30 protein-coding genes are annotated in these 26,879 nt (G+C 71.6%); 23 read left to right on the top strand and 7 right to left on the bottom strand.

The genetic code is table 11. The annotated features are described in order from the left end of the window. Positions 1–28 precede the first annotated feature (28 nt). The 6 genes from IEY30_RS13550 (at position 29) to IEY30_RS13525 (ending at position 4,017) form a co-directional block, all read left to right on the top strand. Positions 29–508, top strand: coding sequence for a helix-turn-helix domain-containing protein (locus IEY30_RS13550; RefSeq protein ID WP_043416873.1), 480 nt, complete (start codon positions 29–31; stop codon positions 506–508). Position 509: 1 nt separating this feature from the next. Then, positions 510–1,571 (top strand): hypothetical protein, encoded by a 1,062-nt coding sequence (locus IEY30_RS13545; RefSeq protein WP_030199655.1) that lies wholly within the window; start codon positions 510–512, stop codon positions 1,569–1,571. An 87-nt stretch (positions 1,572–1,658) separates the two neighbouring features. Next, on the top strand, positions 1,659–2,663 hold the full coding sequence (locus tag IEY30_RS13540; RefSeq protein WP_052358636.1) for an asparaginase: 1,005 nt from the start codon (positions 1,659–1,661) through the stop codon (positions 2,661–2,663). A 7-nt stretch (positions 2,664–2,670) separates the two neighbouring features. After that, positions 2,671–3,096: a D-aminoacyl-tRNA deacylase gene (gene dtd, locus IEY30_RS13535; RefSeq protein WP_030199660.1), complete on the top strand. Its 426-nt coding sequence runs from the start codon at positions 2,671–2,673 to the stop codon at positions 3,094–3,096. 92 nt (positions 3,097–3,188) lie between these two features. Further along, a complete protein-coding gene (locus IEY30_RS13530; protein WP_030199664.1) occupies positions 3,189–3,503 on the top strand; it encodes a DUF2516 family protein in 315 nt (104 codons plus the stop codon). Positions 3,504–3,579: 76 nt separating this feature from the next. Continuing rightward, the gene (locus IEY30_RS13525) at positions 3,580–4,017 is read left to right on the top strand and encodes a phosphomannose isomerase type II C-terminal cupin domain (RefSeq protein ID WP_081920522.1); all 438 of its coding nucleotides are present in this window, start codon (positions 3,580–3,582) and stop codon (positions 4,015–4,017) included. Between the two features lie 88 nt (positions 4,018–4,105). On the opposite strand, the gene IEY30_RS13520 is transcribed toward IEY30_RS13525, so the two are convergent. After that, positions 4,106–4,906, bottom strand: coding sequence for a methylase (locus IEY30_RS13520; protein ID WP_030199674.1), 801 nt, complete (start codon positions 4,904–4,906; stop codon positions 4,106–4,108). Between the two features lie 180 nt (positions 4,907–5,086). Between IEY30_RS13520 and mshA the strand changes: the two genes are divergently transcribed. Genes mshA through IEY30_RS13505 form a run of 3 tightly spaced genes read left to right on the top strand, consistent with a single transcriptional unit; the run spans position 5,087 to position 7,706 of the window. Next, on the top strand, positions 5,087–6,373 hold the full coding sequence (mshA, locus tag IEY30_RS13515) for a D-inositol-3-phosphate glycosyltransferase (protein WP_308423758.1): 1,287 nt from the start codon (positions 5,087–5,089) through the stop codon (positions 6,371–6,373). Then, positions 6,370–6,939: a type III secretion system chaperone family protein gene (locus IEY30_RS13510; RefSeq protein WP_229675000.1), complete on the top strand. Its 570-nt coding sequence runs from the start codon at positions 6,370–6,372 to the stop codon at positions 6,937–6,939. The genes mshA and IEY30_RS13510 overlap by 4 nt, the downstream gene beginning before the upstream one ends. A gap of 23 nt (positions 6,940–6,962) precedes the next feature. Continuing rightward, entirely contained in the window at positions 6,963–7,706 is a 744-nt protein-coding gene (locus IEY30_RS13505) for a phosphoglyceromutase (protein WP_030199682.1), read from the top strand. A gap of 77 nt (positions 7,707–7,783) precedes the next feature. On the opposite strand, the gene phoU is transcribed toward IEY30_RS13505, so the two are convergent. Next, complete coding sequence (phoU, locus tag IEY30_RS13500; RefSeq protein ID WP_030199686.1) at positions 7,784–8,503, bottom strand: phosphate signaling complex protein PhoU; 720 nt, start codon at positions 8,501–8,503, stop codon at positions 7,784–7,786. Between the two features lie 233 nt (positions 8,504–8,736). Here phoU and IEY30_RS13495 point away from each other — a divergent pair, with 233 nt between their 5' ends. Together IEY30_RS13495 and IEY30_RS13490 are read left to right on the top strand one after the other, a co-directional pair. Next, a complete protein-coding gene (locus IEY30_RS13495; RefSeq protein ID WP_081920524.1) occupies positions 8,737–10,017 on the top strand; it encodes a sensor histidine kinase in 1,281 nt (426 codons plus the stop codon). 54 nt (positions 10,018–10,071) lie between these two features. Beyond that, positions 10,072–10,755: a response regulator gene (locus IEY30_RS13490; RefSeq protein WP_030199695.1), complete on the top strand. Its 684-nt coding sequence runs from the start codon at positions 10,072–10,074 to the stop codon at positions 10,753–10,755. A 147-nt stretch (positions 10,756–10,902) separates the two neighbouring features. On the opposite strand, the gene IEY30_RS13485 is transcribed toward IEY30_RS13490, so the two are convergent. Next, positions 10,903–11,424, bottom strand: a complete 522-nt coding sequence (locus tag IEY30_RS13485) for a hypothetical protein (protein ID WP_030199698.1) — start codon at positions 11,422–11,424, stop codon at positions 10,903–10,905. Between the two features lie 264 nt (positions 11,425–11,688). Between IEY30_RS13485 and IEY30_RS13480 the strand changes: the two genes are divergently transcribed. From IEY30_RS13480 to IEY30_RS13450, 7 genes are all read left to right on the top strand, one after another. Beyond that, complete coding sequence (locus IEY30_RS13480; RefSeq protein ID WP_030199704.1) at positions 11,689–12,171, top strand: CarD family transcriptional regulator; 483 nt, start codon at positions 11,689–11,691, stop codon at positions 12,169–12,171. Positions 12,172–12,220: 49 nt separating this feature from the next. Next, positions 12,221–12,904: a 2-C-methyl-D-erythritol 4-phosphate cytidylyltransferase gene (gene ispD, locus IEY30_RS13475; protein ID WP_373286724.1), complete on the top strand. Its 684-nt coding sequence runs from the start codon at positions 12,221–12,223 to the stop codon at positions 12,902–12,904. A gap of 66 nt (positions 12,905–12,970) precedes the next feature. Continuing rightward, entirely contained in the window at positions 12,971–13,771 is an 801-nt protein-coding gene (locus IEY30_RS13470) for an SDR family oxidoreductase (protein ID WP_081920542.1), read from the top strand. Then, positions 13,768–14,262: a 2-C-methyl-D-erythritol 2,4-cyclodiphosphate synthase gene (ispF, locus tag IEY30_RS13465; protein ID WP_030199720.1), complete on the top strand. Its 495-nt coding sequence runs from the start codon at positions 13,768–13,770 to the stop codon at positions 14,260–14,262. Before IEY30_RS13470 ends, ispF begins: the two co-directional genes overlap by 4 nt. Before the next feature lie 95 nt (positions 14,263–14,357). Continuing rightward, a complete protein-coding gene (locus IEY30_RS13460) occupies positions 14,358–14,936 on the top strand; it encodes a hypothetical protein (protein WP_052358607.1) in 579 nt (192 codons plus the stop codon). A 154-nt stretch (positions 14,937–15,090) separates the two neighbouring features. Continuing rightward, entirely contained in the window at positions 15,091–16,173 is a 1,083-nt protein-coding gene (locus IEY30_RS13455; protein ID WP_030199724.1) for an S-(hydroxymethyl)mycothiol dehydrogenase, read from the top strand. Continuing rightward, positions 16,170–16,844 (top strand): MBL fold metallo-hydrolase, encoded by a 675-nt coding sequence (locus IEY30_RS13450; RefSeq protein WP_030199727.1) that lies wholly within the window; start codon positions 16,170–16,172, stop codon positions 16,842–16,844. Before IEY30_RS13455 ends, IEY30_RS13450 begins: the two co-directional genes overlap by 4 nt. Positions 16,845–16,916: 72 nt before the next feature. Here IEY30_RS13450 and IEY30_RS13445 read toward each other — a convergent pair whose 3' ends face one another. Then, positions 16,917–17,666: a hypothetical protein gene (locus IEY30_RS13445; protein ID WP_052358608.1), complete on the bottom strand. Its 750-nt coding sequence runs from the start codon at positions 17,664–17,666 to the stop codon at positions 16,917–16,919. Positions 17,667–17,751: 85 nt separating this feature from the next. Between IEY30_RS13445 and cysS the strand changes: the two genes are divergently transcribed. The 4 genes from cysS (at position 17,752) to IEY30_RS13425 (ending at position 21,854) form a co-directional block, all read left to right on the top strand. Continuing rightward, positions 17,752–19,239 carry a cysteine--tRNA ligase gene (gene cysS / locus IEY30_RS13440; protein WP_030199735.1) on the top strand — a complete coding sequence of 496 codons (1,488 nt, stop codon included), beginning with the start codon at positions 17,752–17,754 and terminating at the stop codon, positions 19,237–19,239. A 1-nt stretch (position 19,240) separates the two neighbouring features. Beyond that, positions 19,241–20,215 (top strand): 23S rRNA (guanosine(2251)-2'-O)-methyltransferase RlmB, encoded by a 975-nt coding sequence (rlmB, locus tag IEY30_RS13435; protein ID WP_030199739.1) that lies wholly within the window; start codon positions 19,241–19,243, stop codon positions 20,213–20,215. Between the two features lie 256 nt (positions 20,216–20,471). Then, complete coding sequence (locus IEY30_RS13430) at positions 20,472–21,326, top strand: DUF929 family protein (RefSeq protein ID WP_030199744.1); 855 nt, start codon at positions 20,472–20,474, stop codon at positions 21,324–21,326. A 6-nt stretch (positions 21,327–21,332) separates the two neighbouring features. Beyond that, positions 21,333–21,854, top strand: a complete 522-nt coding sequence (locus tag IEY30_RS13425) for a vitamin K epoxide reductase family protein (RefSeq protein WP_030199745.1) — start codon at positions 21,333–21,335, stop codon at positions 21,852–21,854. A gap of 214 nt (positions 21,855–22,068) precedes the next feature. Here the strand turns inward: IEY30_RS13425 and IEY30_RS13420 are convergent, their stop codons facing one another. From IEY30_RS13420 to IEY30_RS13410, 3 genes are all read right to left on the bottom strand, one after another. Further along, a complete protein-coding gene (locus tag IEY30_RS13420; protein WP_188960147.1) occupies positions 22,069–23,313 on the bottom strand; it encodes a DUF4032 domain-containing protein in 1,245 nt (414 codons plus the stop codon). After that, positions 23,310–23,969, bottom strand: coding sequence for a Pr6Pr family membrane protein (locus tag IEY30_RS13415; RefSeq protein ID WP_052358609.1), 660 nt, complete (start codon positions 23,967–23,969; stop codon positions 23,310–23,312). Before IEY30_RS13415 ends, IEY30_RS13420 begins: the two co-directional genes overlap by 4 nt. 136 nt (positions 23,970–24,105) lie before the next feature. Then, on the bottom strand, positions 24,106–25,209 hold the full coding sequence (locus IEY30_RS13410) for an ABC transporter ATP-binding protein (RefSeq protein WP_030199757.1): 1,104 nt from the start codon (positions 25,207–25,209) through the stop codon (positions 24,106–24,108). 268 nt (positions 25,210–25,477) lie between these two features. Here IEY30_RS13410 and IEY30_RS13405 point away from each other — a divergent pair, with 268 nt between their 5' ends. Further along, a complete protein-coding gene (locus IEY30_RS13405; protein ID WP_030199758.1) occupies positions 25,478–26,797 on the top strand; it encodes a sugar ABC transporter substrate-binding protein in 1,320 nt (439 codons plus the stop codon). Positions 26,798–26,879: the final 82 nt, after the last annotated feature.

Genomic DNA, 26,879 nt, shown 5'->3' with positions numbered 1-26,879 from the left:
TGCTTGCTCTAGTTAGCACAATGGAGTCATGAGCAAGCTTCCGCTACCCGACCTCGGGGCCTACTTGCGCGAGCAGCGCGAGAGCGCCCAGCTGTCGCTGCGGCAGCTCGCCGAGATGGCCGGTGTCTCCAACCCCTACCTGTCGCAGATCGAGCGCGGGCTCAAGCGCCCGAGCGCCGAGATCCTGCAGCAGATCGCCAAGGGGCTGCAGGTCTCCGCCGAGTCGCTCTACGTCCGTGCCGGCATCCTCGACGAGCGGGCCACCGAGGGTGACCCTGCCGCCGCCCCGGACGTCCTCTCCGCCATCGCCGCCGACCCGGTCCTCACCGACCGCCAGCGCGCGGTGCTCGTCGACATCTACGTCTCGTTCGTCGGCAGCGGCGAGACGACACCTGCCACGACACCGCGCACCACGCATACGCCGGCAGCACCACGCCGGCGACCGTCGCGCAGCACGACCGCTGCCGCGACCCCAGAGCTCACCGAGTCCACCGAGAAGGAGAACTGAGATGGCACTCAGCAAGAAGATCACCCAGGCCGTCAAGGACGCGCAGAAGCAGGCCGAGGCCGCCGTGGCCGACGTCCGCGGCCAGCTCGTCCAGGTCGAGGGCCGCATGCCCGAGGTCCAGGTCGACCCGACGCCGTTCTACGCCGTCGTCGGCGCCGCGAACATGGCGATCGACACGGTCCGCACCGCCGGCGAGCAGCTCGAGGTCGCCCGCCGTCAGGCCAAGGGTGCCGATTTGCGCAAGGGCGCCAAGAAGGAGGCGAACCAGCTGCAGAAGGACCTCCAGAAGCGCATCGCCGACCTCCAGAACCGCACCGCGGAGCTCCAGAAGCTCGCGACGACGTACGCCGAGCGCTTCGTCACGCAGGCCCAGGACCTCCCGGCCCGCGTGATCAACGAGGGTCTCGTCATCGCGAGCAACGCGAAGGACCAGTACGACGCCGCCGCCGCGCGCGGCGAGAAGGTCGTCACCGACCTCCGCGCCCAGGGTGAGCGCACCGCGTTCGACCTCAGCGAGCGCGGCACCGCCACCGTGACCCGTGGGCGTCGCGTCGCCGAGACGGCCGTCACCGAGGGCGAGAAGGTCGCCAAGAGCCTCATGGACGTCGTCGCCAAGGACGCCTCGAAGATCGGCTCGCAGGTCGAGGCCTCGGTCGACGCCGTCGAGTCCGCCGCCGCTCCGGTCCCGGCCAAGCGCACCGCCGCCCACCAGCGCGCCATCCGCAAGTCGGCCGCGCAGAAGGCCGCCGCCACGCGCAAGGACAACGCGGTCGAGGCCACGACGACCCGCAAGGTCGCCGCCCGCAGCTCCGCCACGACCGACGACCCGCAGGCCACGGTCGCCCGCAAGGCGGCCCCGGCCAAGCGCGCGGCCAAGAAGTCGGCGAAGAAGGCGACCGCCACGACGGCGGGCGCGGCCAAGAGCGCCACCGCCGGCGCCAAGACCGCCGCGAAGAAGGCCACCCCGGCCAAGAAGACCGCGAAGAAGAGCACGGCCAGCTCGAGCACGACGAGCTCCAGCTCGAGCTCGACCCCCAGCACGAGCACGAGCTCGACGAGCTGAGTCCCGCCCGGCCGCAGGCTGCGCGACAGGGCCGTCACCCCGACAGGGGTGGCGGCCCTGCTGCGTCGCTCCGGCATACTGCGGGACGTGTCCGATCACCTCGCGCCCTCGTCCGTCCCCGCCCCCGCGTCCGTCAGCGCGGCCCTGACCGACGCCCCGATCGTCGCGCACGTGGTGCGTGCCGGGTTCGTCGAGTCGGTGCACCACGGCACGGCCGTCGTCACGGCGCCGGACGGCTCGGTCGAGCTCGAGATCGGCGACTCGAGCGGAGCGGTCTTCCCCCGCAGCTCGAGCAAGCCGCTCCAGGCGCTCGCGATGGTGCGCAGCGGCCTGGCGACCGACGGCCGGCTGCTCTCCCTGGCCTGCGCGAGCCACTCGGGCGAGGAGTTCCACATCGAGGCCGCCCGCGAGATCCTCGCCGGGGCCGGACTGGCCGAGACGGACCTGCAGAACACCCCGGACTACCCCTACGACGACGCGGCGCGGATCGGCTGGATCGCCGACGGTCGCCCCAAGCAGTCGATCGTGCAGAACTGCTCCGGCAAGCACGCCTCGATGCTCGCGACCTGCGTGCTCAACGGGTGGGACCTCGCCACCTACCGCGACGCGAGCCACCCGCTCCAGGTCGCCATCACCGACACGGTCCGCGAGCTGACCGGCGCCGAGCCGAGCGCCGTCGCCGTCGACGGCTGCGGCGCCCCGATCCACGCCGTGCCGCTGCGCGCCCTCGCGCTGTCGTTCGGCCGGCTCGCGGCTGCCACGGACGGGCCGGAGGCGAAGATCGCGACGGCCATCCGCGACTTCCCGGAGTACCTCGGCGGCACGCACCGCGACGTCACCGCGCTCATCCGCGGCGTCGACGGGCTCGTCGCCAAGGACGGCGCCGAGGCCGTCTACGCCGTCGGTCTGTCCGACGGGCGCGGCATCGCGGTCAAGGTCGCCGACGGCTCCTCGCGCGCCCGCAGCGTCGTGCTGGCCGCGGTGCTGCGCCGCATCGGCGTCGGCAGCGACGAGGTCCTCTCCGTGCTCGAGCACCAGCCCGTGCTCGGCCACGGGCAGCCGGTCGGCGCCGTCGTCGCCGTCGGCGTCTGAGCCCCTCGTGAGGGCGGTCCTCCAGCGCGTCACGAGCGCCCGGGTCGAGGTCGAGGGCGAGGTCGTCGGGGCCATCGACCGCCCCGGCCTGCTCGCTCTCGTCGGCGTCACCCACGACGACGGGCCCGCGCAGGTGGAGCGCATGGCGCGCAAGATCGCCGAGCTGCGGATCCTGCGCGACGAGCGGAGCCTGACCGACGCGGGGGCCCCGGTGCTCGTCGTCAGCCAGTTCACGCTCTACGCCGACACGCGCAAGGGCCGCCGGCCGTCGTGGAGCGCGGCGGCGCCCGGCCCGGTGGCCGAGCCCGTCGTCGCCGACCTCGTCGAGGCGCTCCGGGCGCGGGGGATCGAGGTCGAGCAGGGCCGCTTCGGCGCCATGATGCAGGTCTCGCTCGTCAACGACGGCCCTGTCACCCTCGTCGTCGACGTCTGAGCCGCCGACCGCGCGCGGACGTCCGCCGTCGCCCGAGTCTGGGAGCCGGCTGGGAGGGGTCGACGCACGGGTGAGCGGGTTATCCTGCCCACATGCAGCTCTATGCCGGCTACCAGAGCCTCGTCACCCTCGTCCTCGGAGTGGTGGCCCTGGGCTGCGAGGTCTTCGCCTTCGTCGACGCCCTGCGCCACCCGGAGAACGCCTACGTCGCGGCCGGCAAGCGCACCAAGCGCTTCTGGCTGATCATCACCGGGGTGGCCCTGGTCTTCGGGTCGATCTCGGTGTTCGACCCGATCGGCCTGCTGGGCATCGCCGGCTTCCTCGGCGCTGCCGTCTACCTCGCCGACGTGCGCCCCGCGCTGCGCCAGGTCCGCGGCCTCGGGGGCCGATCGAGCTCCGGCTGGTAGGCGCTCTACGCTTCGTCTGGCGCACCAGCGTGACGGATTGCGGCACACTGGGCTCTCACCGACGATGGGGGAACCTATGACCGACCAGCACCGCTCCGGCGCCGCCGTGGCGCCTGGCCAGGGCCCGACGCACTTGCCCGACGACTACGAGCGCGGCGACCGCAACCCCGCCCAGGACATCTTCGTCGCCGAGCGTCCGTGGGGGCAGTTCCAGCAGTTCGTCTCCAACGAGCAGGTCACCGTCAAGATCATCACGGTCCAGCCCGGTCACCGGCTCTCGCTCCAGCGCCACGACCACCGCGGCGAGATGTGGCAGGTCCTCGACGTGCCCATCGACGTCACCGTCGGCGACCGCACGTGGAGCGCCCAGCCCGGCGAGACCGTGTGGGTCCCCCGCAACTCGATCCACCGCATGGGCAACTCCGGCAGCGAGCCGGGTCGCCTGCTCGAGGTCGGCTTCGGCCACTTCGACGAGGCCGACATCGAGCGCCTCGAGGACGACTACGTCCGCTGAGGACGCCTGACACCTCCGCACCACCCGACACAGCACGTATGCCGTCCGGTCCACCGGACGGCATACCTGCGTCTGCGCCCGGGTGCGGTCACCGCCCGGCCGGCGCCACGGCCGACCACGCGACGGTGAGCTCGCCGAGCCGCCACCGGGACGGCCCGTCGAGCAGCGGCCAGCTCTCGCGCACCTCGGCGGCGGTCGCGAGGAAGCGCTGCCTGGCCCCCCACGACGAGTGCGGGGCGTGGCGCGCCCAGGCGCGGTCGAGGTCGGCGAGGAACTCGTGCACGGGCTCGCCGGGCACGTTGCGGTGGATCAGCGACTTCGGGAGGCGCTCGGCGACGTCCGACGGTCGCTCGAGGCCGCCCATCCGCAGCGACAGGGTGAGGCTGAGCGGGCCGGTGGCGTCGACGGCTACCCAGGCGGCGCGCCGTCCGATCTCGTCGCAGGTGCCGTCGACGAGCAGGCCGTCGGGTGCGAGGCGCTCCTGGACGAGGGCCCAGGCGGCCGGCACCTCGTCCTCGGCGTACTGCCGCAGCACGTTGAAGGCCCGCACGACCGTGGGACGCGCCCCGCCGTCGAGGGGGACCTCGAAGCCGCCGAGCCGGAAGCTCAGGCCGTCGCGCTCGAGCGGCTTGCCCGCGGCCACCCGGGCCGGGTCGATCTCGATGCCGACGACCTGCACGTCAGGGCGCACCGCGCTCAGGCGGTCGTGCAGCTCGACGGCGGTCGTCGGCGAGGCGCCGTAGCCGAGGTCGACGACGACGGGCGGGCCGGGACTGCGCCGGAGCCGCCACGCCTGGGGCCCGGCGATCCATCGGTCGCAGCGGCGCAGCCGGTTGGGGTTCGTCGTGCCGCGCGTCACCGTGCCGACGGGGCGTTGGCGAGGGGGCACGACGGCAGGCTACGCGAGGCCCTTCGGCGGGTCGATGTATCGCCGCGGTCCAGGGCACGCCGGAATACATCGAATCACCGGTGTGGTTGAGTCGACGAGAGCAGGACGAGAGCAGCACGAGAGCACGAGCAGGTGCAGGACGAAGGGATGCCGATGGCGGCCGAGCCGAGACGCGTGGCGATGATCAGCGTCCACACCTCGCCCCTGGAGCAGCCGGGGACCGGTGACGCGGGCGGGCTCAACGTCTACGTCGCCGAGACGGCCAAGGAGCTCGCGGCGCGCGGCGTCGAGGTCGACATCTTCACGCGCCGCACGACGGGGGAGACGCCCGTCGAGGCCGAGCTCGTCCCGGGCGTGCGCGTGCGTCACGTGACCGCCGGCCCCTACGAGGGCCTGGCCAAGGAGGAGCTCCCCGGCCAGCTCTGCGCCTTCTCCGCAGGCATCATGCAGGCGGGCCTGTCGGTCCCCGAGGACCACTACGACCTCGTCCACTCGCACTACTGGCTCTCCGGCCAGGTCGGCTGGCTCGCCGCCGACCGCTGGCGGGTCGCGCTCGTGCACACGATGCACACCATGGCCCGCGTCAAGAACCTCCACCTCGCCGAGGGCGACCCGCCCGAGCCGCGGGGTCGCGAGATCGGCGAGGTCCAGGTCGTCGAGGCGGCCGACCGTCTCATCGCCAACACCGACGACGAGGCCCGCGAGCTCATCGAGCTGTATGCCGCGCCGCCGGCCAAGGTGTCCGTCGTCCCTCCCGGGGTCGACCTGTCGACCTTCACGCCGGGTGACCGTCGTGAGGCGCGCCGCGCTCTCGGGCTGCCCGTCGAGGGCGAGCTGCTCCTCTTCGTCGGCCGCATCCAGCCGCTCAAGGCCCCCGACGTGCTGCTCCGGGTGGCCGGCGAGCTGCTGCGCCGCGACCCGGATCGCCGTCGGCGTCTCACCGTCGCGGTCCTCGGCGGCCCGAGCGGCAGTGGCCTGACCCGGCCCCACGAGCTCGAGGAGCTCGCGCGTGCCCTCGGCATCGACGACGTCGTCCGCTTCGTGCGCCCGGTGGCCAGGCCGGTGCTCGCCCAGTGGTACCGCGCCGCAGACCTCGTGCTCGTGCCCAGCCACTCGGAGTCCTTCGGCCTCGTCGCGATCGAGGCGCAGGCGTGCGGCACCCCCGTCGTGGCAGCGCACGTCGGGGGCCTGCCCACCGCCGTCGGAGACGCCGGTGTCCTCGTCGACGGACACGAGACGCCGGCCTGGACCGACGCCGTCGAGTCCCTGCTGCGCGACGACACCCGGCGCCTCGCGCTGGGGTCCGCGGCCGTCGCCCACGCCGCCCAGTTCGGCTGGGGCGCGACGACCGACCGCCTGCTCGAGGTCTATCGGCAGGCCATCCGCGAGCGCGCCAACGGCACCAACGAAGTCCCCATCGACGAGGGCCAGAGCCTCGTCGGCGTGCCGACGGCGGTGATCCCGTGAGCGCCGAGCCGCAGGAGCTGGACCCGGTGGACCAGGCGGACCCGGTGGACCCCGCGGAGGGCACGCCGCGCGCGGCCGCCGAGGCCCGCCTCACGGCATACCTCGACTCGGTCGGGCTCGACTGGGAGCTCGGCGGACGCACGGGCGAGTACGTCGTCACGCTGCCCGGCGAGAAGAAGCTCAAGACCGTCGTGTCGGTGCTCGTGCGCGACCGGACGACGAGCCTCAGCGCCTTCGTCATCCGCAACCCCGACGAGAACCACGAGGTCTTCTACCGCACCCTGCTGCGCAAGAACGTCCGGCTGCAGGGGCTCGCCTACGCGATCGACTCCGACGGCGACGTCTACCTCCGCGGCGAGATCCCGACCGTCGCGGTCGAGGCCGACCACCTCGACCAGGTCTTCGGCATCGTGCTGTCGGCGAGCGACGACGTCTTCAACGAGCTGCTCGCGCTGGGCTTCCTCGGCTCGATGAAGAAGGAGTGGGCCTGGCGGGTGTCGCGCGGCGAGTCCACCCGCAACCTCGACGCGTTCCGTCACCTGTTGGACGACGGGTCGGAGGCCTGATCGGCCGTCGCTAGGCTGGCGCCATGACCTACACGCTCGTCCTCGTCCGTCATGGCGAAAGCGACTGGAACGCCAAGAACCTCTTCACCGGCTGGGTCGACGTCGACCTCACCGACAAGGGCCGCGCCGAGGGCGTGCGCGCCGGCGAGCAGCTCAAGGAGGCAGGGATCCTGCCCGACATCGTGCACACCTCGCTGCTGCGCCGCGCCATCACGACGGCCAACCTCTCGCTCGACGCCGCCGACCGCCACTGGATCCCGGTCAAGCGCGACTGGCGCCTCAACGAGCGCCACTACGGCGCGCTGCAGGGCAAGGACAAGAAGCAGACCCTCGAGCAGTTCGGCGAGGAGCAGTTCATGCTGTGGCGCCGCTCCTACGACGTGCCGCCGCCGCCCATCGAGCTCGACGACGAGTTCTCGCAGCACGGCGACCCGCGCTACGCCGGTCTCGGCGATGCGATGCCCGCGACGGAGTGCCTCAAGGACGTCGTCACGCGCCTCATGCCGTACTGGGAGACCGTGATCCAGAACGACCTCGCCGACGGCCTCACCGTCATGGTCGCCGCGCACGGCAACTCGCTGCGGGCCCTCGTCAAGACGCTCGACGGCATCTCCGACGACGACATCGCCGGGCTCAACATCCCCACCGGCATGCCGCTCGTCTACGAGCTCGACGAGTCGTTCAAGCCCGTCACCCCGGGTGGGCGCTACCTCGACCCCGAGGCCGCCCGCGCCGCGGCAGAGGCCGTCGCCAACCAGGGCCGCTGACCGACCGCCTTCACCGTCGAAAGGCCACGAACCGGGCTCCGGTTCGTGGCCTTTCGGGGCTTTCGGGCGTCTGGGCGTCAGGCGGGGGTGTGCCCGCGCTCGATCTCGGCGATGACGTCGGCGTCCTCGTCGTCCTCGTGGTCGAAGCTGACCTCGGAGTCGTACTCGCCGGTGACGAGGTAGACGACGCGCCGGGCGACCGACACGGCGTGGTCGGCGAAGCGCTCGTAGTAGCGGCCGACGAGCGTCAGGTCGAGGATCGAGCTGCGCGACCACGACGTGTTCTCGTCGAGGAGCGCCGCGAAGAGGTCGCGGTGCAGGTCGTCCATCGCGTCGTCGTCCTTCTCGAGCGCGATGGCGCCGGCGACATCCTTGCTCGCGATGATCGAGCCGCACTTGGCCACGATCGCCTCGGCGACCTGGCCCATCTGCAGGATGTGCGCGCGCAGCTCCGGCGGCACCGCCGAGTCCGGCGTGCGCAGGCGGGCGACCTTGGCGACGTGCCGGGCGAGGTCGCCCATTCGCTCGAGGTCGGAGCTCATGTGCATCGCCGTGACGACGATGCGCAGGTCGGTCGCGACGGGCTGCTGCCGCGCGAGCAGGTCGATGGACAGCTCGTCCAGCTCGATGCGGATGTCGTCGAGCTTGCGGTCGGCCTCGATGACCGACTCGGCGAGGTGGACGTCGGCGTCGAGCAGGGCGGTCGTGGCGCGGGAGATGGCCGACCCCGCGAGCCGGGTCATCTCGACGAGCTGGTCCGAGATGGTGTCGAGGTCCTCGTGGAACTGGTCGCGCATGGTCTTCCTGTCAGTCGCCGGTCGTGCGTGCTCGGGTCGTCGTGCCTGCCAGCCTGCCACCCGCGACGCGCGCGAGAGGGCATACGGGCGGGTCGACACGTCCCCCGCTGGTGCAGAGGCTGGCAGGGCTTCGTGAATGGGTGGGGACGCTGAGGTGAACAGTGGGTTCGTGCACCGCACGAGCACGGCGCGCGTGGTCAGAGCCTCCCGCGTCGATGCGTACGCTGAGTGTCGTGGACCCGACGACCGCGGCAACGCTCGGTGGCATCGCCGGCCTCGCCCTGGGCGGCCTGGCGATGGTCGCCGTGCGCCTGTCGGACCGCTCGACGGCGGCCGAGGCGCCGGCCCCTCCCGCCCCGCCGCTGCCCCCGGGCGTCGGTGAGGTCATCGCCGTCCTGCGCTCGAGCGGCATCCTCGTCGACTCCTCCGACCGCGTCGTCAACAACTCGCCGGCTGCGGTCGCGCAGGGTCTCGTGCGCGGCCAGGAGCTCGTCCACCCCGAGCTGCTCCACCTCGCCCGCGCGGTGCGCCGCGACGGCGTCATCCGCGAGGCCGAGCTGACCCTGCAGAAGGGCATCGGCGACGGGCGCCTCGTCGTGGCCGCACGCGTCGCACCCCTGGGCGCCGACCACGTGCTGCTGCTCGTCGAGGACCGCTCCAAGGCGGCCCGCGTCGAGGAGATCCGCCGCGACTTCCTCGCCAACGTCAGCCACGAGCTCAAGACTCCCGTCGGCGGCATCTCCCTGCTCGCCGAGGCGGTCCTCGACGCCCACGACGACCCCGAGGCCGTGGCGCGCTTCGCCAAGCGGATCAGCGTCGAGTCCGACCGGCTGACCCGCCTGGTCAAGGAGATCGTCGAGCTGTCCCGCCTGCAGGGCGCCGACGTCATCAAGGACCCGACGCTCATCGACGTCGGGGCGTGTGCCCGCGACGCCGCCGATCGCAGCCGCCTCATCGCCGACGAGCACCGCATCGAGCTCGTCACGGCGGTCGACGAGGGCTGCGAGGTGTGGGGCGACGCCGACCTCGTGACCACCGCCATCAGCAACCTCATCGGCAACGCCATCGCCTACTCCGACAGCGGCACGCGCGTCGGCGTCATGGTGCGCCGCGGTCGTTCCGGCGTCATCGACGTCTCGGTCACCGACCAGGGGCTCGGCATCGCGCCGGACGAGCAGCAGCGCATCTTCGAGCGCTTCTACCGCGTCGACACGGCGCGCTCGCGCGCGACCGGTGGCACCGGCCTCGGCCTCGCGATCGTCAAGCACGTGGCCGACAACCACGGCGGCAACGTGTCGGTCTGGTCCGAGCCCGGCCGCGGCTCGACCTTCACCATCGAGCTGCCCGCGGCCAACGCCTCCGGCGCCATCGAGCCCGCCGCACCGACGACGTATGCCGCCCTGCCGCACGACCCGGGCCCCGCCCCGTCGGTGGACACGAGCCCGACCCCGTCCGCAGACACGGGTCCGACCCCGTCCGTGGACACCGGCCCGGCCCCGTCCGTGAGCGCCTGAGACCCCACCTGAGCAACCGCCAGCCCCACGCTGCCAGACCCCGAGAGGCCCGTCTTGAGTCGCATTCTCATCGTCGAGGACGAGGTGTCGTTCTCCGACCCGCTGTCCTACCTGTTGAAGAAGGAGGGCTACGACGTCGCCGTGGCCGAGACCGGCCCGGACGGTCTGGCCGAGTTCGACAAGAACGGAGCCGACCTCGTCCTGCTCGACCTCATGCTCCCCGGCCTGTCGGGCGTCGACGTCTGCCGGGCGCTGCGCCAGCGGTCGTCGGTCCCGGTCATCATGCTGACGGCCAAGGACAGCGAGATCGACAAGGTCGTCGGCCTCGAGATCGGCGCCGACGACTACGTCACGAAGCCCTACTCGAGCCGCGAGCTGCTCGCGCGGGTCAAGGCCGTGCTGCGCCGTCTGGCCGAGCCCGAGGACCTGCTGCCCTCGACCCTCGAGTCGGGGCCGGTCCGGATGGACGTCGAGCGCCACACCGTCAGCGTCGCGGGCCGGTCCGCCTCGCTGCCGCTCAAGGAGTTCGAGCTGCTCGAGATGCTGTTGCGCAACTCCGGCCGGGTGCTGACGCGCATGCAGCTCATCGACCGGGTCTGGGGGAGCGACTACGTCGGGGACACCAAGACCCTCGACGTCCACGTCAAGCGCCTGCGGGCCAAGGTCGAGCCCGACCCGGCCAACCCCGTCCACATCGTCACGGTGCGCGGCCTCGGCTACAAGTTCGAGGCCGGCTGAGCCGTCGGACGTCACCAGTGACCCGGTGACGCGCAGACGCAGTGGTGCGCCCACGGCATACGCCATCGGTGACCGCTCGCGGCCCCGCCGAGAACGCACGAGGACCGGCCCCCTGGGGGAGCCGGTCCTCGTCGTGTCAGGCGTCAGTCAGCTGCCCGTGGGCGCAGGCGTGACCGTCGAGTAGTAGTCCTTGGGGGCCAGCACGGGCACCTTGACGACGGTCGTGCCACCGACGCTCGAGGTGACCGTGACGGGCACGAGGCCGCCCGGCTTGGTCTTGACCCCGCTGAGCTGCAGGCCCTTCGAGGCGAGTGCGACCTGCTCCTGCGGACGCAGCGAGATCTCGGACCCGGTGGGAGCGGTCGTCGCGTTGGGGTCGGCCTGGGCGGCGATCTTGACCGTCATGTCCTGGTCGCCGAGGTTGACGGCGGAGCCGGAGATGACGACGGTCCCGCTGCCGTCGCCGATGAGCGCGAGGTCGCGCAGGGCGAGCTCGCCGACGTTGGCCGGCACGCCGTCGGCGGGGACGTAGGCGACATCGGTCTGGACGGGCGAGTTGACCTGGCAGCCGGTCGTCGCGAGGGCGAGGGCCACTCCGGCGAGCACCGTCGTCACCCGGCGGGTGGACGGGCGACGCGCGGGGGCCGGGGCGGGGATTCGACGCTTCACGGGCGACAGCCTACCGGCGCCCGCGCCGCGCAGCCCGGGCACCCGCCGCAGCGCCTCGACGCAAGCTCCCTGGAGTCGTCCGGACGGGCCGGTCCGTGCGTCTCGAGGGGCTCGTAATGCATGCCGAACCGGGTTCTGTCAAGACGTCAATCGTCGGCCCTGAGCGGCCGACTATGGCTCTGACCTGCGACGATGCCGGATCCTGAGATCGCTATGTGCCTTGGTTCGTGATAATCTGGAGGTCGCGAAAGGGGAAAACAGCAGATGGTTTTCAAGGTCGGCGAGACGGTCGTGTACCCCCACCACGGGGCTGCACTGATCGAAGAGATCAACACACGAACGATCAAGGGAGAGGACAAGCTCTACCTGAAGCTCAAGGTCGCTCAGGGTGACCTGACGATCGAGGTCCCCGCCGAGAACTGCGACCTCGTGGGTGTCCGCGACGTCGTGGGCCAGGAGGGCTTGGACCGGGTGTTCGAGGTCCTGCGCACGCCCCACACCGAGGAGCCGACCAACTGGTCGCGCCGCTACAAGGCCAACCTCGAGAAGCTCGCGTCGGGTGACGTCATCAAGGTCGCCGAGGTCGTTCGTGACCTGTGGCGTCGTGACCAGGACCGCGGTCTGTCGGCCGGCGAGAAGCGCATGCTCGCCAAGGCCCGCCAGATCCTCGTCTCCGAGCTCGCGCTCGCGGAGAAGACCGACGAGGAGAAGGCCGAGACCATCCTCGACGAGGTCCTCGCTTCCTGATCCGGGCGAGATCCTGAACAACGAGACCGGAGCCGGTCGCGTCGGCGTCATCGTCGTCGCGGCCGGCTCCGGTTCGCGTCTGGGGGCTGCGGTCCCCAAGGCGTTCGTGCCCCTCGCGGGGGTGTCCCTGCTGGGGCACGCCCTGCGGGGGGCTCTGTCGTGCTCGGCGGTCTCCGAGGTGGTCGTCGTCGCCCCTGCCGCGCACCGCGGTGACGCCGAGGTCCTGGCCGATGGCGTATGCCGTGAGCTCGGCTCGTCCGCGCCCGTCACCGTCGTCGTCGGCGGGACCGAGCGGGGGGACTCCGTCGCTGCAGGCCTGGCCGTGCTGGGCGACGCCGTCGAGATCGTCCTGGTCCACGACGCGGCGCGGTGCCTGACGCCGGTGGCGGTCTTCGACCGGGTCGTGGCCGCCGTCGCCGGTGGGGCGGTCGCGGTGGTGCCCGGCACCGCCGTGGTCGACACGATCAAGCAGGTCGACGCGGAGGGCTTCGTCGTCGGGACCCCGGACCGGTCATCGTTGCGCGCGGTGCAGACGCCGCAGGGCTTCCGGCGGGACGTGCTCGAGCGAGCCCACGCCGTCTCGAGCGACGCGACCGACGACGCCGGGCTCGTCGAGCGGCTGGGGGAGCGGGTCCTCGTCGTCGACGGTGACGCGCGGGCCCTCAAGGTGACCACCCCGGCCGACCTCGACGCCGCCGCCCGCCTCCTCGCCGGCCCACCTCCACCCGTTTGACGTAGACGCGCGGCCGGAAATGACCGCCGAACACCTCAAACGGGTGTGCGGCCTATCCTCGGCAGCGTGACCGATGTGACGACCCCGACCCAGTCCCGCCCCCTGGCCCTCATCACCGGTGGTGGCACCGGCATCGGCGCGGCCATTGCCCGGCGCCTCTCGCAGGACGGCTTCGACGTCGTCGTCTCGGGACGCCGCCGCGAGAAGCTCGACGAGGTCGTGGCCTCCGTCGAAGGGGCCGGAGGCTCGGCCCGCGCCCTCGTCATGGACGTCACCGACGCCGACTCGGTCAGCGAGGGCGTTGCGACGCTCGGCCGCTGCGACGTCGTCGTCAACAACGCCGGTGGCGCCCTCGGCGTGACCCGTGTCGAGGACGGCGACCCGGCCGAGTGGGAGCGGATGTACGCCACGAACGTCGTCGGCACGATGCGCGTCACCCAGGCCGTGCTGCCGCTCCTGCGCCGCTCGGCCCGCGCCACGATCGTCGACATCAGCTCCATCGCCGGCGAGCGCGTCTACGAGGGCGGCGCCGGCTACGTCGCCGCCAAGCACGGCACCTCGGTGGTCTCCGAGACGCTGCGTCTCGAGCTCAACGGCGAGAACATCCGCGTCGTCGATATCCGCCCCGGCATGGTCCGCACCGAGGAGTTCTCCCTGACCCGGCTGCACGGCGACCAGGCCGCGGCCGACAAGGTCTATGCAGACGTCGACCGGCCGCTCGTGGCCGACGACGTCGCAGAGTGCGTCGGCTTCGTCGTCGGGCTGCCCCAGCACGTCAACATCGACACCATGGTGATCAAGCCGGTGGCGCAGGCGGCCCCGCACAAGCTCCACCGCGGCCCGATCGACTGGAAGGACGCCCGGTGACGACCCTCCCGCGCGTCGGCGTCGGGGTCGACGTCCACGCGTACGCCATCGAGGGGTCGGACCGCGAGCTGTGGGTCGCCGGCCTGCTCTGGCCGGGCGAACGCGGCCTGGACGGGCACTCCGACGCGGACGTCGCGGCGCACGCCGCCTGCGACGCGATCTTCTCCGCCGCCGGCATCGGCGACCTCGGCGCCCACTTCGGCACCTCCCGCCCAGAGCTCGCCGGCGCGTCCGGCGTCACGCTCCTGTCCGAGGCCGCGAGGCTGGTGCGCGAGGCCGGCTACGAGATCGGCAACATCGCCGTGCAGGTCGTCGGCAACCGTCCCAAGGTGGGCACGCGCCGCGCCGAGGCCGAGGCCGCGCTGTCCGAGGCAGCCGGCGCCCCGGTGTCGGTGAGCGGCACGACGACGGACGGGCTCGGCCTGACCGGCCGCGCCGAGGGCATCGCCGCCGTCGCCACCGCCCTCGTGGTGCTCCGCCGCGGCAGCTGAGCTGCGTCGACCGGTGCTTGACGCCGCGACGCAACGGGTACGCCGACGGGTGGAGCGGCGACTGCCTGCCCCATCGGGGTGACCAGGAGGACGGCATGACTACCAGCACCATCATCTGGATCATCGTGGCGGTGATCGTCGTGATCGCGGTCGTCGCCTTCGTGAGCTCGCGCGGCCGCGGACGGCACGTCGAGGCCCGGCGCGAGAAGGCGGCCGAGATCCGGCAGGAGGCGGCCGAGCACGACCAGACGCTGCGCGAGCGCGAGGTCAGCGCGACCGAGGCCCAGGCCCGCTCGGAGCTGGCCCGTGCGGAGGCGGAGAAGCGCCGGATCGAGGCCGAGCGCCTCGAGGCCGAGGCCCGGGAGCACTCGGGTGACGCCGAGGCGGTCAGGCGCGAGCGTGACGAGCGGATGCGGCAGGCCGACCTGCACGACCCCGACGTGCGCACCGACAAGGAGGGCTACCGGATCGACGAGGACTCCAACCGTCTCGACGAGGTCGGCGACGACCAGGTGCGCCACGACCAGGTGCGCAACGACGGGGCCCGCAACGGCGAGGCTCTCGGCGGCGACCGGACCGACGGCGAGGGGCTGCGCAGCGAGCACCACGTGACCGACGGTGTCGACGGCGCGGGTGCGCACGACGAGACCGGCGGCGTCACGCGCGACCGCTGAGGCGCCCGAAGACGCACGAGACCGCCCACTCGACGTGGGGGAGTGCCCACTCGACTCTCGAGTCGAGTGGGCACTTCGTTGCCACCGCCCGACCGGGCCGGGCGCACGTTTGGCAGGATCAGGGGACCGTGAAGACGAGGCCGAAGGAGTAGTCATGCCGCAGACCGTCAAGGGTGTCATCAGCCTCAGCAAGGGAGCAGACGTCGAGGTCGTCGACGTCGTCGTGCCCGACCCGGGCCCCGGCGAGGCGGTGGTCAAGATCGAGACCTGCGGGGTGTGCCACACGGACCTGCACTACCGCGAGGGCGGCATCAACGACGACTACCCGTTCCTGCTCGGGCACGAGGCAGCGGGCTACGTCGAGGCCGTCGGCGAGGGTGTCACCGACGTCGCGCCCGGCGACTTCGTCATCCTCAACTGGCGCGCCGTCTGCGGCCAGTGCCGGGCCTGCGCCAAGGGCAAGCCGTGGTACTGCTTCAACACCGCGAACGCCACGCAGAAGATGTCGCTGACCGACGGCACCGAGCTGACGCCGGCCCTCGGCATCGGCGCCTTCATCGAGAAGACCCTCGTCGCCGCCGGCCAGTGCACCAAGGTGCCCGAGGCCGACGCCGCCGCGGTCGGTCTGCTCGGCTGCGGGGTCATGGCCGGGTTCGGCGCGGCCGTCAACACCGGCGGGGTGACCCGGGGCGACTCGGTCGCCGTCATCGGCTGCGGGGGTGTCGGCAACGCCGCCATCGCCGGCGCCCAGGTGGCCGGCGCGACGACGATCATCGCCGTCGACGTCAGCGACGCCAAGCTCGAGCAGGCCAGGCACTTCGGCGCGACGCACACGGTCAACAGCAAGGACACCGACGCGGTCGAGGCCATCCGCAGCCTGACCGGCGGCAACGGCGCCGACGTCGTCGTCGAGGCGGTCGGCCGCCCCGAGACCTACGAGCAGGCGTTCTACGCCCGCGACCTCGCCGGCACGGTGGTCCTCGTCGGCGTGCCGACGCCCGACCAGCAGGTGACCCTGCCGATGATCGACATCTTCGGTCGCGGCGGCTCGCTCAAGTCGAGCTGGTACGGCGACTGCCTGCCGAGCCGCGACTTCCCGATGCTCGTCGAGCTCTACAAGCAGGGTCGCTTCGACCTCGACGCCTTCGTCAGCGAGCGCATCGGCCTCGGCGACATCGAGCCGGCCTTCGAGAAGATGCACCGCGGCGAGGTGCTGCGTTCGGTGGTCGAGCTGTGAGCGCCGACGACGCGGCCGACCAGGTCCGGCCGTCGCAGGGCGGCGTCCGCGTCGACCACACGACCACCGAGGGCACGTTCAGCCTCGACGGCGGCACGTGGGAGGTCGAGAACAACGTCTGGGTCATCGGCGACGACACCTCGTGCGTCGTCATCGACGCCCCGCACGACGCCGGAGCGATCCTCGAGCTCGTCGGTGACCGTCGCCTGACCCACGTGCTGCTGACGCACGCGCACGACGACCACGTCACCGTCGTGCCCGAGCTCCTCGCCTCCCACCCGGGGGCGAAGGTCGCACTGCACCCCGACGACCGGGTGCTGTGGGACCGGACCCACCCCGATCTCGCGCCGACGCAGGACCTCGCCGACGGGGACGTCGTGCAGGTCGGCGACGTCGAGCTCTTCGTGCTGCACACGCCGGGCCACGCCCCGGGTGCGTGCTGCTTCTTCGCGCGTGACCTCGCCGTCGTCTTCACGGGCGACACGCTCTTCCACGGCGGTCCGGGGGCGACGGGTCGCTCGTACTCCGACTTCCCGACCATCGTCGACTCGATCAGGGACAAGCTGCTCTCCCTGCCGCCCGAGACGACGGTCCTGACCGGCCACGGTCGCGCCACGACCGTCGGCGACGAGCTGCCGGACGTCGAGGAGTGGATCCGCAGGGGTCACTGACGCGCGGTCCGCGCCACACGGCATACGCAAGCGGGCGTATGCCGTGTGGCCGCGCCGGGCCCGTCCGCGGGCTCAGGTGCGGGGTGCGTCGCGCAGCAGGCTGATCTTCTGCCAGATCTTGCGGCTCATGCCCGTCGTGAGGTTCTCGATCTCGCTCACGGTGTCGAGCACGAGCGCGTCGGTCGACTCCTCGGCGCAGAGGGCCGCGGCCTTGGAGCAGAGCGAGAGCAGCTCGGAGCAGTAGTCGAGGTAGAGCGCGTAGTCGCGCACCGACATCGTGCGCGGGCTGACCACCTCGTCGCCGGCCACGGTGCCCGGCCGCGTGGCGGGCAGCAGGGCCGCCGGGTCCTTGCTCATCTGGTGCATGTCGATGATGTGGGCCAGCGACCGCAGCCGGTGCAACCGCCGGATGAGGTCGTTGCGCACGACCCGGTCGGCGAGCGAGAGCAGGAACCAGATGGCGATGCCGGCGAAGACGAGGTCGTTGATGAGGCTCTCGACGACCGGCAGCCACTCGAACGCCGCGATCGAGCCCGCGCGGGCCACGCCGTCGCGCACGGCGATCGCGACGGCGACGACCGACACTGCGACGACCACGACGATGAGCACGCGCGAGAGCCACAGCAGCGCGGCCCGCTGGACGGGGGCGCGGCGGCGCCGGTCGAGGAGCGCGTCGATGACCTTGCCGAGCTCCTCGGTGGCCGCGCGCAGCCCGGGGTGGCGGGGCAGGTAGGTGTCGATGCGCTCGCCGAGGTATCGGGTGACGGCGCGGACCTCGGTGCCGTCGAGCCGCTCGTAGCTCGTGAGCCGCGGTTGCGCCATGGCCCCGACCCTAGTCCGGAGGCCGCCGCAGCTGCCGGACCGTCACTGGTCGGGCGCGTGGCGACGCGCCGATAGACTTCGGCGGGTGAGCCTACGACTGTTCGACACCGCAACCCGGGAGCTGCGCGACTTCACGCCGCGCGAGGCGGGCAAGGTCGGCATGTACATCTGTGGCCTCACCACCCAGGGCGCGCCGCACATCGGGCACATCCGTTTCGCCGTCGCGTTCGACGTGCTGCGCCGCTGGCTCGAGACCGGGCACGGCTACGACGTGACGCTCGTGCGCAACGTCACCGACATCGACGACAAGGTGCTGCGCAAGGCCGCCGAGGCGGGCGAGCAGTGGTTCGCCCTGACGTACCGCAACGAGCGGCTCACCTCGCAGGCGCTCGACGCGCTGGGCGTCGAGCCCGCCACCTACGAGCCGCGCGCCACCGGGCACGTGCCCGACATGGTCACGCTCATGGAGACCCTCATCGACAAGGGGCACGCGTATGCCGCCCCCGACGGCAGCGGCGACGTCTACTTCGACGTGCGCTCGTGGCCCGAGTACGGCTCCCTCACGGGCCAGTCGCTCGACGACATGGCGAGCGCCGACGACGCCGACCCGCGCGGCAAACGCGACCCCCGCGACTTCGCGCTCTGGAAGGGCCGCAAGTCCGACGAGCCCGAGAGCGCCTCGTGGCCGACGCCGTTCGGCGCCGGACGCCCCGGCTGGCACCTCGAGTGCTCCGCCATGGCGCGGCGCTGGCTCGGCGACGAGTTCGACATCCACGGCGGCGGCATCGACCTGCGCTTCCCGCACCACGAGAACGAGCAGGCGCAGTCGCGCGCGGCCGGTCTCGGCTTCGCCCGCTACTGGCTCCACAACGCGTGGGTCACGGTCAAGGGCCAGAAGATGGGCAAGTCCCTCGGCAACGCCCTCGAGGTCGCGCACCTGCTCGAGGTGACCCGCCCCATCGTGCTGCGCTACTACCTCACGGCCGCGCACTACCGGTCGACGATCGAGTACCACGAGGGCTCGCTCGAGGAGGCAGCCGGCGCCGTCGAGCGGATCGAGGGCTTCCTCGAGCGCGCGGCCCGACGCGGCGAGATCGTGCCCGTGGCCGCGACCGACCTGCCGGCGGCGTTCGTCGCCTCGATGGACGACGACCTCGGAGTCAGCGGCGCGCTCGCCGTCGTGCACGACACCGTGCGGGCCGGCAACAGCGCGCTCGACGAGGACGACGACGAGGCGGCCCTCGCGGCCGCCGGCGCCGTCGTCGCCATGACCGACGTGCTCGGCGTGAACCCCCTTGCGGCGCACTGGGGTTCGGGCGGCAGCCGCGAGGACGCCGCCGCCGAGGTGGCGCTCGAGGCGCTCGTGCGGGCCCAGCTCGACGCGCGCCAGGTCGCCCGCCAGGAGCGCGACTTCGAGCGCGCCGACGAGATCCGCGACAGCCTGACGGCCGTCGGCATCGAGATCACCGACACCCCCTCGGGGGCCCAGTGGTCCCTCGCCCGCGCACCGCGCGCGAACGACCCCGAAGACACCACCACCGCGGCCCCCGGGGCCGAGAAGGCACAGGGCTGACATGCCAGGCAACTCCCAGAGGCGCGGCGCCATCCGCAAGAGCAGCAAGGGCGCGACCGTCGGCTCTGGCGGCCAGCGCCGCCGCGGGCTCGAGGGCAAGGGCCCGACCCCCAAGGCCGCCGACCGCGAGTACCACCCCGCGCACAAGCGAGCCACGTCCGCCGCCAAGCGCTCCGGTGGCGGCGCCGCCGGTCCGGGGGGCCGTGGGCAGGCGCGCTCCAAGAGTCGCGGCAGCAAGGCGTCGAGCGAGATGGTCTACGGCCGCAACTCGGTCGTCGAGGCCCTGCGCGCCGACGTGCCCGTGGCGACGATGTACATCGCGACGCGCATCGACACCGACGACCGCGTGCGCGAGGCCCTCAAGATCGCCACCGAGCGCGGCCTCGCCATCCTCGAGACGCCCCGCGGCGAGCTCGACCGCCTCACCGACGGCGGCGTCCACCAGGGCATGGCGCTGCAGGTGCCGCCCTACGAGTACGCCCACCCGAACGACCTCATCGACCCCGAGATGCCCGGCATCCCGCTCGTCGTGGCCCTCGACGGCATCACCGACCCGCGCAACCTCGGCGCCATCGTGCGATCCGTCGCAGCCTTCGGCGGCCACGGCGTCGTCGTGCCGGAGCGGCGCTCGGTCGGCATGACGGCCTCCGCGTGGAAGACCTCCGCCGGCGCAGCGGCACGCATCCCCGTGGCCCGCGCGAGCAACCTCACGCGCGCCCTCGAGGAGTTCAAGAAGGCCGGCTTCTTCATCCTCGGCCTCGACATGGACGGCGACGTCGAGCTGCCCGACCTGACGCTCGCCACCGAGCCGCTCGTCATCGTGACCGGCTCCGAGGGCAAGGGCCTCTCGCGCCTCGTCCGCGAGACGTGCGACCAGATCGTCTCGATCCCGATGAGCTCGGCCGTCGAGTCGCTCAACGCCGGCCTCGCCACCGGCGTCACCCTCTACGAGATCGCCCGCCAGCGCCGACGCTGACGGGCCCGCCCGACCCGGCGGGACGGCATACGCCCGTTCGGCGCAGCCGACATCGACAGGCCAGTGGGGAGCGGGCGGGACCAGGCACGAGGGTCAGCGGGGACCCGGCTGTGAGTTGGGGAACTTCGGACGGCCCTCCCACGCTGGTCTGATTGTGCTCGATTAGAGTGCTGTCGAGTCGACTACGCCCTGTAGTACCCATCCGGGGCGTCACGCTGAGCGCTGCGGACGAGCAGCCGGAACGAAGGACGTACCCGTGGCGAAGAGCACCCGTGCCGAGACGGCCGCCCGAGCGGCGCAGCTGCGCGCCGAGGCCGCCCGCAAGGACCGCCAGCGCACTCAGGTCATCGCCGCGTCGGTGGCCGTCGTCGTCGTGATCATCGCCGTCGTCGTCGGGGTCGTCATCTCCAACCGGCCCAAGGACGCTCCCGCGGCTGCCAGCGGGGGAGCCGCCGCGCTCGCCACCCTCGAGAAGCTGCCCGCGACCCTCTTCGACAAGGCGCCGGCGCCCTCGCCCGCGCAGGCGCCGACCAAGCTGCAGGGCGGCACCGCGCTGACGCAGGACGGCAAGCCGAAGGTGCTCTACATCGGCGCTGAGTACTGCCCGTTCTGCGCGATGGAGCGGTGGGCCCTGATCGGTGCGCTGTCGCGCTTCGGCACCTTCACCGGCGTCACCGAGACGACGAGCTCGAGCACCGACGTGCACCCCAACACCCCGACGTTCTCGTTCAAGGACGCGAAGTTCACGAGCGACGTCGTCGCCTTCCAGGCGATCGAGACCCAGGACCGCGAGGGCAAGCCGCTGCAGACGCTCGACGGCGAGAACCTCGCGCTGTTCCAGAAGTTCAACCCCGGCGGCGGCATCCCGTGGGTCACCTACGGCGGCACGCACGCCACCGACGGCGCGACGGTCGAGGCCAACGCCTTCGAGGGCAAGACCTACGACCAGATCATCGCCGGCATCCAGGACCCGACGTCCGACATCGGCAAGACGGTGACGCCCGCGATCAACATGATCACCGCCCAGATCTGCTCGCAGACCGACGGCAAGCCCGCCAACGTCTGCACGAGCCAGGGCGTGCAGTCCGCGTCCGTGCTGCTCAAGCGGTGACGCGGCGTGAGCTCGCTGCGTGACGACGTGACCACGGGCGACGCCGCGGTGGTCGCCGGACGCACCCGCCCGGCGTGGCTCGCACCCGTCTCGGTGGTGCTCGCGGTCGTGGGGCTGCTCGTCTCGGCCTACCTGACCTACGAGCACTTCACGGCCAACGCCACCCTGGCGTGCAGCATCGGCGGCGTCGTCGACTGCGCCAAGGTCACGACGAGCGCCTGGAGCACCTTCATGGGGGTGCCCGTGGCGCTGCTCGGCCTCGTCTTCTTCGTCGTGGCGCTCGCGCTCTGCCTACCGCGCGTGTGGCGCCGACCCGAGGCGTGGCTGGACGCCGCGCGACTCGGCTGGCTCACCGTCGGCCTCGGCATGGTGCTCTACCTCGTGTGGGCCGAGCTCTACCGCATCAACGCGATCTGCCTGTGGTGCACCGCGGTCCACGTCGTGACGTTCGTGCTGTGGATCGTCGTCCTCTTCGGCCAGATCCTCTCGGGGCCGGCGGAGTCCGCGTTGGGCACCAAAGAGGACTGACGGCCTACGCCCTCGCCCACCCGCGGAGTCGAGTGCCCAGTTCTCGACGTGAGGAAGTGGGCACTCGACGTGGGAGGTGCGGCCCGCAGGGTCGAGTGCGCAGTTCTCGACGTGTGGAAGTGGGCACTCGACGTGGGAGGTGCGGCCCGCAGGGTCGAGTGCGCAGTTCTCGACGTGTGGAAGTGGGCACTCGACGTGGGAGGTGGCGGCGTCGTCAGTCGAACCGGCTGATGACCGGCATCTCCTCGGTGTCGACGCCGAGGACGGACTTCTCCTCCGGCTTGGCCGGCAGGACCGTCGTGACGTAGTCGCGCAGGGCGTCCTCGATCGGGGTGTCGTGCCCGGCGCGCTCGCTCATGTACCAGCGGTGCTCGAGCACTTCGTGGAAGATCTCGGCCGGCTCGAGGCGACCGGTCAGCTCACGTGGCACGGCACGCGTCACGGGCTCGTAGACCTTGGCGAGCCAGTCGTGCGCCACGATCTCCTCGTCGTCGCCCTGACGGTCGGTCGCGGCGGTGTACGCGTCGAGGTCGTTGAGCAGGCGGCGCGCCTGGTTCTCGCCGACGTCGAGGCCGGTGAGCCGCAGCAGGCGGCGGGAGTGGTGGCCGGCGTCGACGACCTTCGGGGTGATGACGATCTCGGTGCCCCCGATGTCGGTCGTCATCGACAGCTCGTCGACGTCGAAGCCGAGCTCGTTGAGGCGCCGGATGCGCTCGTCGACGCGCCAGCGGTCACCGAGCTCGAAGCGCTCGGTGCCGGTGAGGGCGTCCCACAGCGTGTGGTAGCGCTCGATGACCGAGGCGGACACCTCGAAGGGGTCGGCGTGCTCCTCGAGGAAGCCACCGGCCGCGAGGTCCATGAGCTCACCCGCGATGTTGACGCGGGCGATGTCGAGGTCGTGCTCCCGCTGGCCGTCGGACAGGCGCGCGTGCAGCTCGCCGGTCTCGGCGTCGACGAGGTAGGCGGCGAAGGCGCCCGCGTCGCGGCGGAAGAGGGTGTTGGACAGCGATACGTCGCCCCACCAGAAGCCCTCGAGGTGCAGGCGGACGAGGAGCACCGCGAGGGCGTCCATGAGGCGCACCGCCGTGTCGGGCCGGAGGTTCTGGCTGTAGAGCGCGCGATAGGGCAGCGAGAACTGCAGGTGGCGTGTGATGAGGCACGCGTCGAGCGGCTCTCCGTCGGCCGTCGTGCGACCGTGGACGACACCGAACGGCTCGACCGACGGCACGTCGAGCCGACGCAGGTTGCGCAGCATGGCGTACTCGCGGTCGGCGATGTCGTCCTTGATCTCCTTCACCGCCAGCACCCGTGCGCCGAGCTTGACGAAGCGCACGACGTGGCGGGAGATGCCGCGGGGGAGCGCCGCGAGGTGGCTCTCGGGCCACTCCTCCAGCGGTGTCGACCACGGCAGGTCGAGCAGGGCGGACTCGGGCCTGGCGGTGGTGATCTCGAGCGTCACGCGCTCATCGTGGCACGCTCGCGCGACAGGCGTCGATCAGCCCACAGCGCAAGGCCCCCGAGAGCGAGGAAGAGCATGGCGATGACGGCGCAGTTGAGCAGCGTCCGGCCGAAGCCGATCGTGCCCACGTTGAGGAACGGGTAGGGGTACCAGCCGACGAAGGGGCCGAGCGCGAGCGTCGCCGCGAGCCACAGCACGGGCCAGATGAGCGAGGGCAGCAGGTCGTCGCGAGTGACCTTCTCCCGAGGGCCGAAGACGGCCCACCCGACGAAGGTCAGCGCGGGCACGACGACGTGGAGCAGGCGGTCGCAGACGAGGTTGGCCGTCGTGTACGTCGGCGACGGCGGCAGTGCGACGGCCGCGACGATGCCCGTCACGGTGATGCCGACGAGCGAGGCGAGCCGCACCACGCGGAAGACCTGGGTGTTCATCCGGTCCCGGACGATGAGGAACATCGACACGGCGACGAGGACGTTGGACTGGATCGTGAAGTAGCTGAAGTAGCGGCGCACCTGCTCGGGGCGGGCCGTCGTCACCGCGCTCGAGTCCAGGATGTTCTCGCCGCTGACGACGAGGTAGAGCTGCAGGACGAGCGCGGTGACCGCCACGAGCAGCGTCAGGGTGTGCCAGGCGCGTCCGATCCGCGATGTCGTCACACGCGGAGCCTAGGGCCTCGCCGGGCGCCGCGGCCTGACCTTGTCGAGCCTTGGAGGCGACGACGCCGGGCCGGCACTCACGATGGGTGCCGGCCCGGCGGCATACGCGATCTGCTTGCGCCGGAGGCGCTTCGGCTCAGTCGCCGACGCGCAGGCCCGACTCCGAGTTGAAGACGTGGACGTGACCGACCTTGGGCTTGAGGTAGATCTTCTCGCCCTTCTCCGGGGGGCGCCGACCGTCGACCCGCGCGATGAACGGCACGGCGCCGGCGTTCTCGCCGGTGGCCTCGAGCAGCTTCTGCTCGGTCGACCCGTAGATGTAGGCGTCCGCGCCGAGCTCCTCGACGACGTCGACCGTGACGGGGATGCCCGACTGGTCGGACGACAGCTCGAGGTCCTCGGGACGCACGCCGAGCGTCACGTCCTTGCCGACACCGGACAGGTCCTCACGTGCGATCGGCACGGTGTGGCCGTGCAGGTCGACGCCGCCCTCGGTGACAGGGACGCTCATGAGGTTCATGGCGGGCGAGCCGATGAAGCCGGCTACGAAGACGTTGGCCGGGTGGTCGTACATCCGGCGCGGGCTGTCGCACTGTTGGAGGATGCCGTCCTTGAGCACCGCGACGCGGTCACCCATCGTCATGGCCTCGACCTGGTCGTGCGTGACGTACACCGTCGTGACGCCGAGGCGGCGCTGGAGGGAGGCGATCTGCGTGCGGGTCTGGACGCGGAGCTTGGCGTCGAGGTTGGACAGCGGCTCGTCCATGAGGAAGACCTGGGGCGAGCGGACGATCGCGCGGCCCATGGCGACGCGCTGGCGCTGGCCACCCGAGAGGGCCTTCGGCTTGCGGTCGAGGTAGGGCGTGAGGTCGAGGATCTTGGCGGCCTCCTCGACGCGCTTGCGGATCTCGGCCTTGTCGACCCCGGCGATCTTGAGCGCGAAGCCCATGTTGTCGGCGACCGTCATGTGCGGGTAGAGCGCGTAGTTCTGGAACACCATCGCGACGTCGCGGTCCTTGGGGGACAGGTTCGTCACGTCGCGGTCACCGATGAGGATGCGGCCGCCGTTGACCTCCTCGAGGCCGGCGAGCATGCGCAGGGAGGTGGACTTGCCACATCCGGAGGGACCGACGAGGACGAGGAACTCCCCGTCCGCGATCTCGATGTTGAGCTTGTCGACCGAGGGGACCGGGTTGCCCGGGTACTGCCTCGTAGCGTTGTCGAACGTCACTGTTGCCATGGCTTCTTTGCCTTCCTTCACCGGCAGGAACGTGCCGGACGATCCGTTGTAAAGGTGCCTGCCCGGCTGAGCAGGCATCGTCATCATGTCCCATGCGCGGCACGTTGACCACCCCCGGCCCACCCAGGACCTCGCTGACCTGCGGTTTCGTGTCGTGTCCAGAACGTTGCAAAAACTTGCTGCAAGCGGGTGGCCGCTGTCTGCAACTTCTTGCTAGATTCCGGGTCACCGGTGGCGGCGTGTGCCACCTGGCTTCAAAGGAGAATCCATGCACAAGCGTGCGCTCGGCGCTGCTGCTGTCACGGGTGTTGCCGCCCTGGCCCTCAGCGCCTGCGGTGGGTCCAGCCCCACCACCCCGTCCAACACCGGTGCCGCCGGCACGAGCAAGGCGACCACCTCTGGCACCCCCGAGACGCCGAGCGGCACCGCTGCTCCCGTCCGTGACGCCAACGTCGACCTCGTCATCTGGACCGACGCCGACCGTTCCAAGGCCGTGCAGAAGTACGCCGACCAGTTCGCCGCCGAGAACGGTGTCTCGGTCAAGGTGCAGATCTCGACCGACACCCGCGCCCAGTTCAAGGACGCGACCAAGGTCGGCAAGGGCCCGGACGTCATCGTCGGCGCCCACGACTGGCTCGGCGAGCTCGTCCAGAACTCGACGGTCGCCCCGGTCAACCTCAGCTCCGACGTCGCGGCGAAGTTCCTGCCGAGCGCCATCGCGGCCACGAAGTTCAACGGCCAGTCCTACGGCGTCCCGTACGCCGTCGAGAACATCGGCCTCATGTACAACAAGGACCTCGTCCCGAACCCGCCCAAGACGATGGAGGAGCTCGTCGCCACCGGCGAGAAGCTCGTCAAGGAGGGCAAGGCCAAGCAGGTCCTGTCGCAGTTCGTCTCCAAGGTCGGCAACGCGTACTTCGCCTACCCGTACCTCTCCGCCTTCTCCGACGGCGGCATCTTCGCCACGAAGGACAACGGCGACTACGACCCGAACAAGCTGATCGTCAACAGCCCCGGCTCCGTCAAGGGTGGCGAGGTCCTCGCCGAGCTCGGCAAGGAGAAGGTCCTCTCGACCAACGTCGACGACACGAACCAGGACGCGCTCTTCGACACGAAGGCCGCGCCGTTCATGATCAGCGGCCCGTGGAGCGTCGCGAAGGCCAAGGAGGCGGGCATCAACTACGGCATCGCCCCGCTGCCGAGCCTCGCCGGTGGCGGCGCCATGAAGCCGTTCCTCGGTGTCCAGATGTTCTACGTCTCGAGCAAGGCCAAGAACGCCGCCCTCGCGCAGGAGTTCGTCACGAACTACATCCCGCGCAAGGACGTCCAGCTCGCACTCTTCGAGGTCGGCAAGCGTCCGCCGGCCCTCAAGGAGGCCTACGACGAGGTCGCCGCGAGCGACCCCGACGTCAAGGCGTGGTACGAGGCCGGCGTCGACGGCAAGCCGATGCCCAACATCCCGGCGATGAACTCGGTCTGGGGCCCCTTCGGGCAGGCGACCGCCGACATCATCGCGGGCAAGGCGGGTGCGCAGGCGCGTCTCGACGCTGCCGCGAAGGAGATCGCGGCCAACATCGCCAAGGGCTGATCTCCCTCGGTCTGAGAGAGGTTCCGGGGTCCGCCGCCGTGGCAGACCCCGGAACCCCGGCCCGAGCACGGGCCACCAGGGA

Source organism: Terrabacter tumescens, assembly GCF_014646815.1.
Classification (GTDB): domain Bacteria; phylum Actinomycetota; class Actinomycetes; order Actinomycetales; family Dermatophilaceae; genus Terrabacter; species Terrabacter tumescens.
This window is presented reverse-complemented; position numbering and strand designations above follow the sequence as displayed.